Source organism: Candidatus Aquicultor sp., from assembly GCF_054640775.1.
The window spans coordinates 1-13793 of sequence record NZ_JBTSLF010000073.1; the positions used below are offsets into that span (position 1 = coordinate 1).

At 52.8% G+C, this 13793-nt stretch carries 14 protein-coding genes and 2 pseudogenes; 3 read left to right on the forward strand and 13 right to left on the reverse strand.

Annotation, left to right across the window (positions count from 1 at the left end):
* From ACYC56_RS07490 to mtaB, 3 genes are all read right to left on the reverse strand, one after another.
* Positions 1-226: GatB/YqeY domain-containing protein (locus ACYC56_RS07490; RefSeq protein WP_461373559.1), on the reverse strand; the 226-nt coding region annotated here is incomplete at its 3' end.
* A gap of 168 nt (positions 227-394) precedes the next feature.
* On the reverse strand, positions 395-745 hold the full coding sequence (locus ACYC56_RS07495) for a histidine triad nucleotide-binding protein (RefSeq protein ID WP_461373560.1): 351 nt from the start codon (positions 743-745) through the stop codon (positions 395-397).
* Between the two features lie 113 nt (positions 746-858).
* Positions 859-2115, reverse strand: a complete 1257-nt coding sequence (gene mtaB / locus ACYC56_RS07500; RefSeq protein ID WP_461373561.1) for a tRNA (N(6)-L-threonylcarbamoyladenosine(37)-C(2))-methylthiotransferase MtaB — start codon at positions 2113-2115, stop codon at positions 859-861.
* Positions 2116-2421: 306 nt separating this feature from the next.
* Here mtaB and ACYC56_RS07505 point away from each other — a divergent pair, with 306 nt between their 5' ends.
* Positions 2422-3486 (forward strand): amidohydrolase family protein, encoded by a 1065-nt coding sequence (locus ACYC56_RS07505; protein WP_461373562.1) that lies wholly within the window; start codon positions 2422-2424, stop codon positions 3484-3486.
* Here ACYC56_RS07505 and ACYC56_RS07510 read toward each other — a convergent pair.
* The 5 genes and pseudogenes from ACYC56_RS07510 to ACYC56_RS07530 all read right to left on the reverse strand — a co-directional run bounded on the left by ACYC56_RS07510 (position 3481) and on the right by ACYC56_RS07530 (position 6342).
* Positions 3481-4110: a LuxR C-terminal-related transcriptional regulator gene (locus ACYC56_RS07510; protein WP_461373563.1), complete on the reverse strand. Its 630-nt coding sequence runs from the start codon at positions 4108-4110 to the stop codon at positions 3481-3483. The two genes, ACYC56_RS07505 and ACYC56_RS07510, sit on opposite strands and share 6 nt — an antisense overlap.
* 188 nt (positions 4111-4298) lie before the next feature.
* Positions 4299-4763, reverse strand: coding sequence for a hypothetical protein (locus ACYC56_RS07515; protein WP_461373572.1), 465 nt, complete (start codon positions 4761-4763; stop codon positions 4299-4301).
* Positions 4746-5690 (reverse strand): annotated as a pseudogene (locus tag ACYC56_RS07520) (dihydrolipoyl dehydrogenase family protein); the annotation flags it as partial. The gene ACYC56_RS07515 and the pseudogene ACYC56_RS07520, both read right to left, overlap by 18 nt.
* 12 nt (positions 5691-5702) lie before the next feature.
* A complete protein-coding gene (locus tag ACYC56_RS07525) occupies positions 5703-5897 on the reverse strand; it encodes a YHS domain-containing protein (protein WP_461373564.1) in 195 nt (64 codons plus the stop codon).
* 46 nt (positions 5898-5943) lie between these two features.
* Entirely contained in the window at positions 5944-6342 is a 399-nt protein-coding gene (locus ACYC56_RS07530) for a carboxymuconolactone decarboxylase family protein (protein WP_461373565.1), read from the reverse strand.
* Between the two features lie 153 nt (positions 6343-6495).
* Here ACYC56_RS07530 and ACYC56_RS07535 point away from each other — a divergent pair, with 153 nt between their 5' ends.
* Positions 6496-8634, forward strand: a complete 2139-nt coding sequence (locus ACYC56_RS07535) for an amylo-alpha-1,6-glucosidase (RefSeq protein WP_461373566.1) — start codon at positions 6496-6498, stop codon at positions 8632-8634.
* Positions 8591-9676: a glucose 1-dehydrogenase gene (locus tag ACYC56_RS07540; RefSeq protein WP_461373567.1), complete on the forward strand. Its 1086-nt coding sequence runs from the start codon at positions 8591-8593 to the stop codon at positions 9674-9676. The genes ACYC56_RS07535 and ACYC56_RS07540 overlap by 44 nt, the downstream gene beginning before the upstream one ends.
* 16 nt (positions 9677-9692) lie before the next feature.
* On the opposite strand, the gene ACYC56_RS07545 is transcribed toward ACYC56_RS07540, so the two are convergent.
* From ACYC56_RS07545 to ACYC56_RS07565, 5 genes and pseudogenes are all read right to left on the reverse strand, one after another.
* Entirely contained in the window at positions 9693-10319 is a 627-nt protein-coding gene (locus ACYC56_RS07545; protein ID WP_461373568.1) for a hypothetical protein, read from the reverse strand.
* 96 nt (positions 10320-10415) lie between these two features.
* Positions 10416-11159: an RsmE family RNA methyltransferase gene (locus ACYC56_RS07550; RefSeq protein ID WP_461373569.1), complete on the reverse strand. Its 744-nt coding sequence runs from the start codon at positions 11157-11159 to the stop codon at positions 10416-10418.
* The gene (gene prmA / locus ACYC56_RS07555) at positions 11152-12015 is read right to left on the reverse strand and encodes a 50S ribosomal protein L11 methyltransferase (RefSeq protein WP_461373570.1); all 864 of its coding nucleotides are present in this window, start codon (positions 12013-12015) and stop codon (positions 11152-11154) included. The genes ACYC56_RS07550 and prmA overlap by 8 nt, the downstream gene beginning before the upstream one ends.
* A 39-nt stretch (positions 12016-12054) precedes the next feature.
* Positions 12055-13206: a molecular chaperone DnaJ gene (gene dnaJ / locus ACYC56_RS07560; RefSeq protein ID WP_461373571.1), complete on the reverse strand. Its 1152-nt coding sequence runs from the start codon at positions 13204-13206 to the stop codon at positions 12055-12057.
* A gap of 126 nt (positions 13207-13332) precedes the next feature.
* Positions 13333-13793: pseudogene (locus ACYC56_RS07565) on the reverse strand (hypothetical protein); the annotation flags it as partial.

The window sequence follows — 13793 nt, forward strand, 5'->3', positions numbered from 1 at the left end:
CGCCTTTACCGTACTGCTCGATCGACTCCTTGCGGCTCTTGATCTGGCGTTGGACGATGGCGATTACCTCTTCGTCGGTCAGCTCACCCTTCTTCATTATCTCGGCATTCTTGATCTCGGCATTAAGGACACGGATAGTGGAAAGCCGAATCTTCTGCTGGGGGTCGGACACCGCACCGCGCATCGCCGATTTAAGGTCTTCCTTTAAGCGATCTTTGATAGACAATTGTTAACCTCCTTTAAGAACAGCGATTAGCGAACGTCATAACGAGTACCTTATCAATTACGCCTATCGTTATCTATACATACGAGCTTGTGGCCGATAGCTTTTTCAAAACCCACGCTCTCGACCCATACCCAATCGCTACTCGCTCTTCGCTAATCGCTGCTTTTTCTAACGAAGGCATCGCATCGGGCCGAGGTGTTCTCCGCCCATAACGTGGAAGTGGACGTGGTCGACCTCTTGCCCCGCGTCGGGCCCGGTGTTTGCTATCAACCGGAAGCCCGTCTGAGCGATGCCGGTGAGGCGCGCCACATTGTCGGCGGCAAGCAGAACCCTGCCCAACAGTTCGATATCCTCCGGGGTAGTATCGGTGAGTTTTGCGATATGCTTCCTCGGGATAATAAGAACGTGCACGGGCGCTTGCGGCCGAACATCCCGAAAGGCGACCACATAATCATCCTCATACACGATATCCACCGGTATTTCCCCGGCTGCGATTTTACAGAAAATATCTTTATCCATCTGCATCCTCCTCTAAGTACAGCGATTGGCGATTGGCGATTAAAACCCCGCTCTCTCGACCCACACCTAGTCGCTACTCGCTAATCGCTAACCCACATTTCTAGACCCACTTTTCACTCGCTGCTCTTTCCGTAGAGAGCCGCTTGTTCCTGCCTTGTGATACTAACGGTTGTTATTAAACCGATTATATCATCCGGCCCTTCAAAAGAGACTCTAATATAATTGTCGCTTACACCTGATAAGTAATTCCCTTGCCTGCGCTCAACTAAAACGCTCAGGTCTTTGCCCACGTAATTCGCGGCAAATCGCTCGGCCAGGTTGGCGCCTCTACCCAGCAGGCTGGCCGACCTGGCATCCTTGATATCATTCGGTATCTGGTCGCTAAAACCGGCGGCGGGGGTGCCTTTTCTCGGCGAGAATTTAAACACATGAAGCTTGCTGAAGCCCACCGTTTCGATAAGCCGTGCGCTGCCCTCAAAATCGCGCTCGGTCTCTCCCGGAAACCCCACGATCACATCGGTGGTCAACGCCAGGTTCGGGATTCGCCGTTTAAGCTCAGCCGTGCGCTCGATAAACGCTTCGGCCGTATAATGGCGGTTCATTCTGGCGAGCACGTCGTTGCTTCCGCTTTGCAACGGGATATGCAGGTGGTTGCAGATTTTGCCGGACCCGGCGATAAGCTCGACGATCGCGGGTGTGACCTCATTAAGCTCGATCGAGCTTAACCGAACCCTGCCCAGGCCGCGGATTTCGATGAGTTTTGCAAGAAGCGAGCCCAAATCAGCAGAACCACCGGCACCGTAAAGCCCCAGGTGGATGCCCGTCAGGACCACTTCCTGCGTCCCGCCTGCGACAAGACGGCTCACCTCGTCGATGACTTCGCCTTCGGGACGGCTCCAGAGGTCGCCCCGCGCATACGGCACTATACAGTAGCTGCAGAAATTATTGCAGCCGTCCTGCACTTTGATCAGCGAGCGGGTATGAAGCGGTCTATTGGCCCCGGCCCTGTCCGCGCTGCTAAGGGTATCCATCCCGAGCTTAGCCGCAATGCGACGCGGCAGCTCGTCCTTATCTTTATTTGAAAGGATCAAGCCCACGCCATCGATGTTTGCGATCTCTTCCCGGTCCGAATCCGCATAACAACCGGTAACGACAACAAGCGCCTCAGGATTATGTTTTACGGCGCGCCGGATCAACTGACGCGATTTATGATTCGCGACGGCAGTGACCGTACAGGTATTTATTATGTAAATATCCGCCGTGGACGCAAAATCAACATGCTCCCAACCACTACCTTTTAGCTCATCGATAATGCGTTCGCTCTCGTACTGGTTGACCTTACACCCAAGCGTGTGTATCGAAAACCTCATGATAAAACCCCTCGGAATGTCGAATTGCGAATGTCGAATAAAACCATCTATCTTACATTGGTTTAGCTACGCCTAGACGCTGGTAGGTGACAATCATGCGTACCGCACTCGAGATTCTTCACTTCGTTCAGAATGACATCCGAACGGATACTCTTTTATTAAGCCCATTTTCTAGACCTTCACTAATTCGACATTCGAAATTCGCCATTCGTAATTCCTCTATTGTGTCGTGTTTATCCGTTTATGACAACAGGGTTGGGCATGAAAGGGTGTTGATGCAGGTGGTTATGGTAAAATTATGGAGCCATGTTTGATTCCAGCGCGCGTACCCTAGTAAAAGCCGATGCCATAGTCTCACCCGGTAAGGGATTTATTACCAATCGCTCTTTGATCTTAAAAAACGGTAGCATCGAACGCATAGCGGAATCTGGCGATTCTGAGCCCGGGATGCATGTTGTGGATTTTACGGGCTTTGTCCTCTCTCCCCTATTTTGCGATTATCACCTGCATTTTTTTAAAAGCGGCCTTGATAGGATCGATGAGACGATTTCTGCGCTTGCGGCTTCCGGGGTTTTCAGGGTTTTCGAAGCCGGAGACGGCAACGCCGGCGGGATCAAAGCGAAGCATGCGGTTAACGGCTCTCCTGCCGCAACTCTGGATATAAAGACCTCAGGGTTTGCTCTCTATAAGAAAGGTGGGTACGGAAGCTTCCTGGGTACAGGTGTCGAGGGTGCAGATGAGGCAAGACCCTTGATCGATAAACTCGCCGCCTTAGGGGTGGATTTTATTAAGGTCATAAACGCGGGTATCTTCATTCCGGAGACCGGCGAGGTAACACCGGGTGGCTTTGAAAACGACGAATTGGCGCGAATCATTGCGTATGCGAACGATAAAGGGTTGCCGGTTATGTGCCATGCAAACGGTGACCGTGCAGTGCGGGATGCGGTGGATGGCGGGGCGTCGGCCATCGTGCACGGGTTTTCCGCTTCGGACGAGATCCTGTCGGTGATGGCCAGGCAGGGGGTCGACCTCATCCCGACTATAAACGCGCTCTTTAGCCTGAGAAAGCAAGTAACCGATACCAAGGCTCTCACAGGGATCGATGATATGGTCAACGAGCATCTGGGCACGGTACAGCGAGCATCGGCGTTGGGTGTAAAGGTGCTGCCCGGTAGCGATTCGGGGCCGGATTTTATCCCCTACGGTACAGCATATAGTGAAGAGCTTTTGTTCTTACAGAAGGCCGGCCTGTCGGATGAGGCTATCCTCTCATCGGCAGCTTCAGTAGAGCTTGAGGAAGGCGGGAGTGCGGATTTCCTGGTACTCGATGGTCTTTCGGTCAAGAACGTCTGCGCCGGCGGCGTATTATAATAGCAGCGACTTCCTGAAGGCGATGGCCACCGCCTGCGCCCTATCCTTTGCTTTTAGCTTCTTAAGAATCTGCTTCACGTGCGTATTTATGGTTTCGATACTTAAGGACAGCGAAGAGGCTATCTCTTTATTGGTGTAGCCGGCCGCTATTAGCTCGATGGTCTGCTGCTGCCTCGGGGTGAGTAAAAACTCTCCATCTGCCGACATCCTCCTGTTCCCAAAGAGTAGCGATGCGAGCTTGGGCTGAACGTATATCTCGTTGACAAGCGCTGTGCCCAGGGCCGCAAATAACTCCTCCTTGGTCGCACTGATAAATAAAACTCCAGAGGCTCCGGCCTCCACCGCCTGCTCAAACACCTTTATGTGCGACGTATATGACATCAGCAGGAATTTCGTAGAGGCGTTCTCGGCTTTGCAGGCCTTAATCACATCAAGGCCATAACCATCTTTAATCTGTTGGGTCAGAATAACTACACCTGGAGAAACCTTGTGTATCTCTTCGATCGTTTCCTGGTAGGATTCTGTAGATAAAACGGTGCCTATATCCTTGTGGTGTTCAAGTACTCTCTTAATACCTTCTACAATCAATGGGCACGAGCTAGCAATGAGTACTGTTGTCAGCATGGGGCTTCCTCCGAACTTTCATGCCCCCGGTCTGTCAGGAACCAAGGGCTTGTGTGGTAAATTGACAATTATTACCACAATAAACTGGTTAGCAGCAATTTTCAAGAAAACTAACCATAATTGAGGATGCAGACAGCACACCGTAGTATTTTACGTGCGGGCAGGTCGGTTTGGTCCTCAGTTAGGCCTTAAGCAGCATTGCGCTTCCTACTCTGTATTGAATCTTGAAGGTCGATAAAGGCGTCTCCGATGCCCTCGGCCATCGTCATCTCTAGATGGATGGCGCCGGCAAGTTCGGCCACCTTTATCCTGGCCTGAATAGCGAGAACCCCTTCGTTGACAAGCTCGTCGGCATGGTGGCCTATGACATGAAATCCCACGACCTCGTCGCTCTCGATATCGCCGATGATTTTGACGAATCCGATACGCTCTCCCGAGGTAAGCGCCCTTGCAAGACCGGCAAAAAAGAACTTTACGACGCTATAGTCTCTACCTTGTCGTTGCGCTTCATCTTCGGTCAAACCGACGTTCGCGACTATCGGATTGCTCCAGGTCGCGCGGGGAATAACGCGGAAGCTGACCTCCGTTTTCGCTTTCCCTAGAGCGTTTTTCGCGGCCAGATCACCCTCATAGGCCGCGGCCTGGGCCAGCATAGGCCCCGGGATGACATCTCCGGCAGCATAGACGGTATCGATGCTTGTTTGCAGGTAGTTATTAACCTCGATTCCATGTTCCCCGGCTTTCACCCCAATGCCTTCGAGGTTTAGCCCGGCTGTTACCGCACGCCTGCCGGTTGCGATAAATACTTCCTGGGCTTTTAACGTGATCTCACCATCAGGAGTTTTCACAGTCATCGCTTTTGAAGCGCCGTCTTTAAAGATGTTTTGCACCTGAGCGCTTGTGTAGATGTTGATGCCTCGTCCTGTTATATAATTGTAGAGCGCTTCGGATACCTCTCTATCCTCGTGAATCGCTATCCGATCGGCCACCTCGACTATCGTCACCTGGGAATCAAAGGATTCATAAACATTCGCAAACTCAAGACCGACAGAGGAGCCCCCGACGATGATGACCGAATCGGGAATATCCCTGGCATCGACAGCCTGGTCGCTCGTTATGTAGCCGACTTCATCAAGCCCTTCGATTGGGGGCGCATAAGGCTCCGAGCCGGTAGCGATGACGGCCTTTTTAAAGGAAATCGTTCTACTGTCAATCGCAACCTCGTGGGGGGTGATAAACCCGGCACTACCGCCGATGATATCGATACCCTGCATGGCAAAGTATTTTCCCAACCTCGGCCCGGCGATCTGCGAGACGATCCAGTCCTTCCTCTCTATGATCTGTGAATAATCAAAACCTATCTTGCCGCCCGATAACCCGAACTCAGCAGCGTTTTTTAGCATCCGAAACGCCGCTGCCGACGCCAGCAAAGACTTGCTCGGCACGCACGCGTAATTCGGTCACGCGCCACCGAGCTTCTTATTCTCGACCATCGCGACCTTGGCCCCCATAGCCGCGGCCCTTACCGCAGCCGATGAACCGGCGCTTCCGGAGCCGATTACCAGCAGATCATACTCCATGCCAACCACTCCTTATGCCACCAGGCCTCTTTCTCTCGCCATGCGCAAATAGCGCTCAGGGTCCTGCTCAAACATATGCATATGTTCTTTACTATCAAAATAGTAGGTTCTGCCCTGGTATTCGGCAGTCATATTTACCTGTTTGGCTTTGGTCTCATCGACGATCGTTTCCATGCCCATCGCCGCACAAACTACACACTTTGCCATACTATCCCCCAATGGTCTGCAGAAGGTACTGCGACTACGCTCACCGTTAAGCCGCTTTATTCTGTAATTGCTCGATGTGCTCAACTATCCGGCCGACCTCACTTCTAAATGCGCCCATTTCCGGGTTTATTCCTTCAAGTGCGGCCGACCAGCCGGCAACGTACTTTGCTAACTGGTACGCCTCATCCACCTGGGTATCGGTCGCGCCCATCACCATCGCCATCTGGCCGTGCCAATATGCCATATGCGAGCAGCTCGATACAGCAGCTACGGCCACACCAACCGGGTGTTTCTCAACCGGAGAGAGGCTGCTTGGGTTCAATTCCATAGCTTTAAATATCTCCCAATCGCTCTCAAGAATCGAGTCCGGTATGCTGATCATCCAGGAGGGCACGCGCCCGAGCATGTCCTCCATTTCATCGAAGATATCTTTTCGGTTTTTCATAGCGCCTCCAAAAATCCGTGGATATTATGGATATGTTTCCGTATTGCCGGCATCGAAAACTCTCTTGGGCTCGCCCCCACCGCCCGCATTGTTTAAAGTCGAATACATCAAGGGAAGAGTTGAGGTGTGGCCAACATTTAGGGAGAACCACTCATGGATGTCACGATCAACGAAGGAACATCGTTTATTATCTCAAATGAGGTCGGCGATATTATTCCCGGCAAAGAAGCGGGTCTTTACGGCCAGGATACCCGCTTCCTCAGCCGGTACGAACTCTTCTTAAACGGCATTAAACCGACGGTATTGACCGGCCGGCAGGTCGAATACTACTCGTCCATTCACTATCTGACGAACCCCCAAATGGACGGCATCCAGCCCGATTCGCTCAGCGTCGAGAGAAAACGAATTATCGGCGATATCCTTCACGAAGACCTGCGCATCGTGAACCACAGCGCCAACCCGGTCGATATCGAGCTTGGCTTTGAATTCGACGCCGATTTTGCGGATATCTTCGAGGTAAAAGCAGGGCGTACGGCCGCAGCGGTGACACCGGAATTCTTGCAGGACACCAAGGACAACGGCCTGATTTTTAGATACCGATCGGGGAGCTTTTATCGGGAAGCCCGCGTTATCTTTAGCGAGACGCCGCATTTTGATGGGAAAACGGTTATCTTTAACGTAAAGCTCGAACCCGCCGGCACCTGGCACGTCTGCATCGATTTTCCGATGCTCACCTCCCAGGATGCCGTCATACCCACATATCAGTGCAAGCCTTTTAACCTGACCAGCGCAAGGCCTGCGTGCGAGGCATCCTGGATACAGCGGGCACCTAAGTTGTTTACCGATTACGATACCCTCGAGCATGCGTACGTCCAAAGTTTAACCGATATGGCCGCGCTCCGGCTGAGAGAACCCAGCTTGGCCAAGGTGGGTATCGTCCCGGCGGCCGGCATCCCGTGGTTCGATACCTGCTTCGGAAGAGATAGCCTCATAGCGGCATACCAGACCCTACCCTACCTGCCCGAAATGTCATACGGAGTGCTTAAGAATCTGGCCGGGTACCAGGGAACGAAAGTAAGCCCCGCAAGCGAAGAGGAGCCGGGTAAACTCCTGCACGAGATTCGCTGGGGCAGAATAACCGTAAGCGGCGAGCGAATACCGCATCAGATCTACTACGGAACGGTCGACGCGACACTCCTTTTTATCATCTTAATGGCAGAAGTATATAAATGGACCGCAGATAAAGCATTCATCCAGGGGCTTAAAGAAAACCTTCTAAGGGCGCTTGAATGGATCCACGCTTACGGGGACAAGGACCGTGACGGCTATGTTGAATACGAACGGGTGGGGGAGGAAGGGCTTGAGAACCAGGGCTGGAAGGACTCGGGGGATTGCGTGCGCTTTGCCGATGGTCGATTTGCAGAATCCCCTATCGCCGTGTGTGAAGTACAGGGGTATGTCTACAAAGCCAAGCTCGGTGCGGCGGACCTGCTTGATGCGCTCGGTGATGCCGGAAAGGCCAAGAGCCTGCGCAAAGATGCGGATATATTGAAGAAAAACTTCAACCGCGATTTCTGGATTGAGAGCATGGGGTTTTTTGCCGAAGCGCTCGATGGGGACAAAAATCAGGTCGATTCGGTGACATCCAACCCGGGACAGCTTCTCTGGTCCGGCATCGTCGAACATGATAAAGCGGATAAACTCGAGCAGAGACTCATGGCGCCAGATATGTTTTCCGGCTGGGGGATTCGAACGATGAGTTCGGAAATGGCAGCGTACAACCCGGTAAGCTACCATAATGGAACCGTGTGGCCGCATGACAACTCGATCATCACCGCCGGCCTTATGGACTACGGGTACCACGAGGCGGGTCTTCGCGTCATCGATTCGGTACTTGATGCCGGGGGATACTTTGCCTACCAGCGTCTTCCCGAGCTATTTTGCGGCTATGAACGCATGGCTACAGCTGTGCCGGTCGACTACCCCACAGCCAGTAGCCCCCAAGCCTGGGCATCCGGCAGCTCGATGTTGATGCTCACTACATTACTCGGCATGAAAGCGCAAGCGGATCAAAAACTTCTTACCCTTAAGCCCAGGTTCCCCGCCGATATCTATAGAATTTACCTGGCCGGCATGAGAATCGGCGACAGCTATGTCAGTTTTGAGGTTCTTAAAGAGCGGGGTAAGTTTGAGGTCAACATCACCGAAAACCCCGGCTCGTTTAAGATCAGGCTTGAAAGGTGGCAGGATGAAGATGAGAGCGGTTACCGTAATACCGGGACAGAAGGATAGCGCGCACCTTTCGAATATCTCCATACCCGAGCCGGGGCCGGGCGAGGTCCGGGTCAGGGTAATCGAGGTGGGCGTTGATGGAACGGATATCGATATAAACGCAGGACTTTACGGCGATGTCCCTCCGGGTGAAGACACCCTCGTTATCGGGCATGAAGCGGTCGGCATTGTCGATGCGATCGGCCCCAACGTCACCGGTATATTTGAGGGTGAGTTAGTAGTCCCGACCGTTCGACGCGGCTGCCGCGAAAGCTGCCCGAGCTGCAAACAACTCACGCCCGATATGTGTATAACCGGCAACTACGAGGAACGGGGTATCTCCAAACAGCAAGGATTTATGGCCGATTACTTTGTCGAGCGGCCCGATAACCTCCTTAAGCTGCCGGAGCATTTGAGGGAAACCGGGGTACTGGTCGAGCCCACAAGCATCTGTGAAAAAGCATTAAGCCAGATATTTTTAATACAGGAGCGTCTGCCCTGGTCGCCTCAGATGGCGCTCGTTTTAGGCGCGGGTAACATCGGTCTTCTCTCTACATTTCTGCTAAGAAACATGGGAATAACGACATACACCGCGGATATCGAGCCCGAAGACAGCATGAAAGCCGGCCTGGTGCGCCGTGTGGGAGCGACCTACATAAACGTAAAGCAGATGCTTCTTTTAGACTTTCCCAACGAAATCGGCGAACCGGATATCGTCATCGAATCCACCGGGTACAGCAGGAACTCGTTCGACGCCATGCAGATCGTGAGAAACAATGGAATCGTAAGCATGATAAGCGTTACGGCCGGACACAAACACGAACAGATCTGCACGGATTGTATCGAGGAGAAAATGGTGATGGGCAACCGGGTGGCCTTCGGCTCGGTAAGCTCAAATCGAGACCATTTCCAAAGCGCGATCGAGCACATGGCCGTAATAAATCACAGATGGCCCGGCATTTACGATGAGATGGTGACCAGACGCGTGCCGATCACCGAATTCAAAACAGCGCTTAATAAGACTCCTGAAGATATAAAACCTGTCGTTATGATAGCGGCATAGGCGGCTACTGCAACGGTTATTTTGGAAGTCGCTCCAGCACTTTCAGCGCAAGCCCCTTTTCGGCATTAAGCTCCACAGTATCGCTTGTGACATCAGTGCCGAGGTTCACTTTTATTGTGAAAAAGGTGTCTTTAGAGAGCACATTAAGACCGGTCCAACCACCCTGCGAACCATCCCAGAACGCACTGCCCCCGATGCCGGGAACGGGCTTCGCGGCTGGAAATTGCTCTTTTGTAGTTATAAACGCATGCGCCGCATCCTGGCCTTTATCGCGCTCTTCCTTAGCGATATCTGCGGTTCGGACGAGCGAAAACGTCACGGTCTTAAACGAAGCCTCCGAATCAGCCCCGTATATTACGATCTGCTGCCCGAGCGATTCATCCCCGTTGCTCCCCTCCGGCTCTTTTATGCGCTCGCCAAGCAACGCCTCGGCATCCGCCTTGGTGATGAGGGTTAACGGGTCGATGCTCGATGCGGGAGATTTGCTATCGGCCGCAGTTTTTTGTTCGGTTACAAGCGCAGTTCCACTTTTTAAATCCATACCCAATTTTTCATTTGAGCCCGAGCACGCTGTCAGGAAAACGGAGCTTAACAGAAGAGCGCCGACAATGCCAAAGACGCACACCTTAGTATGTATATTCATAAATAATCTCCTCCTATTATCCATACAACCATACAATCCTTGGGGACACTTTTAGTAGCTTGTAGTATTATAGGCGGTTTGCTGGGAAAAAGGAAACTATCTCCCGCTCTTCTTCATTCTTCTTACATCATAGAGGATAAGGGCTACGGCAACGGGCGCTGCGGTTTCTACCCGCAAAATAGACTCACCCAGTGTGACTATCTTAGCGCCGAGACCTTTGAGGTCTAAGGCCTCTTTATCGGAGAGACCGCCCTCCGGGCCTATCACGACAGCGATGGTTCTAGCTGCCGGGTCGAGCACTTCATAGGCAAGCGTACCGCGTTCTTCCTCCCAGAAGACAATAACCTCATCGAATCGCTTAAGCTCCTCTAATGCCTCTTTCCAGCTGAGGACACCGCTTACGCTCGGAATCAAGGTGCGGTGGGATTGCTTTGCAGCTTCGGCAGCGATTTTTTGCCAGCGTTCCGTCTTTTTGGAAGCCTTCTCGCTATCGACCTTCACAACCACCCGCTCGGTCAAGACCGGGGATACGCCCGCGGCGCCGATCTCCGTTACTTGGCGGATAATCGTATCCATCTTGCCAGCTTTTGGCAGGGCTTGAAATAGAAATATTTGGGGCAACTCTTCCTGCGCACGATGGCTTGCAACGACCCGGCCTGAGACCTCATTGGATGAAATGCCGGTGATTTCGATGTCAGAGATGGTCCCCCCGGGGTCGACCACTTCAATAGTGTCGCCTACCCCCAACCGCAGAACGTCTTTTATGTGCCTGGCATCAGGCCCTGCGATATCGACCGCGAACTTGACCGGCCTGCCGACGAAAAACCGTGGCTTAGACAAGCTTGCTCACCAGGGAGATCCACTCGCCTTTTGTGAGGATTTCTTCAACGGTAAAGCCGGCTTTCCCGAGCGCCCTGATAACGCCGGCCCTTTGCTCGACCGTTATGCCCGAAGCGATAAATACCTTGAGCCCCTGTACCTTGTCGGGGATGTCTTCTAGAAAATCGATAATAAGAGGAGCTGTGAGATTGGCTACCATGAGGTCTGCACTGATCGGCGACATGGCGGCAAAGTCGGCAACCGCAAATTCGATTACATCGGCAACCCCGTTAAGCTGGGCGTTTTCCCCGGCGACGGTGATGGCCTGCGGGTCACTATCGACCGAGATTACCCGTTTAGCGCCAAGTTTTGCAGCGGCGATCGACAAAATCCCGGAACCCGTGCCCAAATCAAAAACCGTTTCGCCCCCTGACATGAACTCTTGCAGGAATATCAGACACCCTTCGGTAGTGGGATGCGAGCCCGTCCCAAAAGCAAGACCTGGGTCAAGCTGGATCACAAGCTCGCCGGGCGAAGCCTCGATAGTCTCCCAGGAGGGTTTTATTAAGAACCGTCCGATACGAATCGGCTTGAAGTGCTTTTTGTAATTCTCGACCCAGTCCTCATCGGTAATCGAGGTTACGGTTATAAGGCCCGGTCCGGTTTGCAGCCCATGAGATGCCGCCGCAAGCAGGGCACCCTGAACGGTTAACCTGGCATCATCGATAAACGAAGAGTCTGGGATATAGGCGGTGACGAGCGTATTTCTCCCCTGCTCATCGAGCTGTATACCGGAGGGGCTTAAGTCGAGCATCGCCGCAGACAGCACTTCTACGGCCTCGGGATGCACCAGCACTTCTACTTTAAGCCAATTCACTGTTATAACCTCCGGTCTATGCCAGTAAGCCGCCCTACTCTATTTGGTTCCGAATGCGTCCTTTATCCGATCAAAGACACTGTGATGCTGGGGTGACGAGATATCATCCCCTGATTCGAGTGCGAACTCAAGCAAGAGTTCTTTCTGCTTCTCGGTAAGCTTGTGCGGCGTCTCGATAACCACCTGGAATATAATATCGCCCCGGTGGTGCTTATTATGAAGCGCCGGAACGCCCTTTCCCCGTATCTTAAAGATGGCGCCGCTCTGGGTGCCGGCCGGCACCTTTATCGTCTCAAAACCCTCAAGAGTTGGCACCTGCAGCTCAATACCGAGGGCCGCCTGTGGGAACGTTATCGGGAACTGGCAGAACAAATCCCTTCCCTGGCGCTCGAATATCTTGTGCGGCGTGACATACAGCGTGATATAAAGGTCTCCCGCCATGCCACCGCGCAGGCCCGCCTCGCCTTTTCCGCCAAGCTTGAGTATCGCCTCGTTATCCACTCCGGCGGGGATTTCAACCTTTATCGTCTCGTGGACCGGCTTCCTCCCCTGCCCGTTGCAATCCTCGCACGGCGTAACGATAACCTTGCCTTCACCGCGGCATTTCGGACAGGCGGCCGTCCTTATGAACGTACCGAAGACCGTGCGCTGCTCGCTTCTTATCTCGCCCGCGCCTTTACACTCGGGACAGGTCTCGGCGCTCGTGCCGGGCTTGAGCCCCGATCCGTCGCACGTGTCACAGCTAACAAGACGGGCAATCTCGACTTCCTTCTCCGCGCCGAAAACGGCCTCCTCGAATTCAATCGTAAGCTCAAGGCTCAAATCAGAGCCGCGCTTGGCGGCGTTTCTCGCCCTGCCGCCACCCTGTTGCTGCTGCCAGCCGCCAAAGAACATATCAAAGATATCGCCAAACGGCGAATCATAATTGCCAAACCCCGAGAAATCCTGATAGCCGCCTGCGCCACCAAAGGCCGGGCCTTTCGCCGAGCCGAACGTATCGTAATTCCTTCGCTTATCGGGATCGTTTAAGACCTCATAAGCCTCGTTGACCTCTTTAAACTTGGACTCAGCGTCGGGGTCTTCCCGGTTGACATCCGGGTGGTACTTCCTGGCAAGGCGCCGGTATGCTTTTTTGATTTCGTCCTGCGAGGCGCCCTTAGAAACGCCAAGTAACTCGTAATAATCCGCCATTTTCTACCTCAAATTAAATTTATTAAGTCTCTATCTACTTTATATCCTCGTTTATATCCTTAGATTCATTATCCAATTTATCCAGAATACAGAAATCGGGAATATTAATCCAGAATGGAGCGTCGATTAGTGTCGCAGCTCGGTTAATGCCCTGGTAAGATTATCGGCGATAAACTTAACGGATGAGATGGCTCTCGCATAATCCATCCTGGTGGGGCCGATAATACCCAGAGTCCCGAGCGTCTCGCCATCGATATGGTAGCTGCTCGCAATAACGGTACAGTCCTTAATCTCTTTATCAGTGTTCTCTGAACCGATTTTCACGAGGACCTTCTCCGTGCACAGCGAGTCTTCCAGCCACTGCAGCAGGCGATATCCGTGCTCGAGCGAGTTCAAAAGCGCTTCGATCTTATTTAGGTCTTCAAACTCTCGCTGGCGCAATATGCTTGAGGTCCCACCTAAAAACACGCGCTCTTTATCTTCGCTTGCCATGATATCCGCTACCTCGCCGATCAAGTGCTGTATCAGCTTTGCGGTATCGCGGTCCGCGAGATCGATACCATCTTTAAGCGCCGAGATCTGCGACG

Bases quoted from the DNA above. Each gene is read 5' to 3' on its own strand.
- ACYC56_RS07495 (WP_461373560.1), bottom strand. From the start codon at position 745: ATGGATAAAGATATTTTCTGTAAAATCGCAGCCGGGGAAATACCGGTG.
- mtaB (WP_461373561.1), bottom strand. From the start codon at position 2,115: ATGAGGTTTTCGATACACACGCTTGGGTGTAAGGTCAACCAGTACGAG.
- ACYC56_RS07505 (WP_461373562.1), top strand. From the start codon at position 2,422: ATGTTTGATTCCAGCGCGCGTACCCTAGTAAAAGCCGATGCCATAGTC.
- ACYC56_RS07510 (WP_461373563.1), bottom strand. From the start codon at position 4,110: ATGCTGACAACAGTACTCATTGCTAGCTCGTGCCCATTGATTGTAGAA.
- ACYC56_RS07515 (WP_461373572.1), bottom strand. From the start codon at position 4,763: ATGCTGGCCCAGGCCGCGGCCTATGAGGGTGATCTGGCCGCGAAAAAC.
- ACYC56_RS07525 (WP_461373564.1), bottom strand. From the start codon at position 5,897: ATGGCAAAGTGTGTAGTTTGTGCGGCGATGGGCATGGAAACGATCGTC.
- ACYC56_RS07530 (WP_461373565.1), bottom strand. From the start codon at position 6,342: ATGAAAAACCGAAAAGATATCTTCGATGAAATGGAGGACATGCTCGGG.
- ACYC56_RS07535 (WP_461373566.1), top strand. From the start codon at position 6,496: ATGGATGTCACGATCAACGAAGGAACATCGTTTATTATCTCAAATGAG.
- ACYC56_RS07540 (WP_461373567.1), top strand. From the start codon at position 8,591: ATGAAGATGAGAGCGGTTACCGTAATACCGGGACAGAAGGATAGCGCG.
- ACYC56_RS07545 (WP_461373568.1), bottom strand. From the start codon at position 10,319: ATGAATATACATACTAAGGTGTGCGTCTTTGGCATTGTCGGCGCTCTT.
- dnaJ (WP_461373571.1), bottom strand. From the start codon at position 13,206: ATGGCGGATTATTACGAGTTACTTGGCGTTTCTAAGGGCGCCTCGCAG.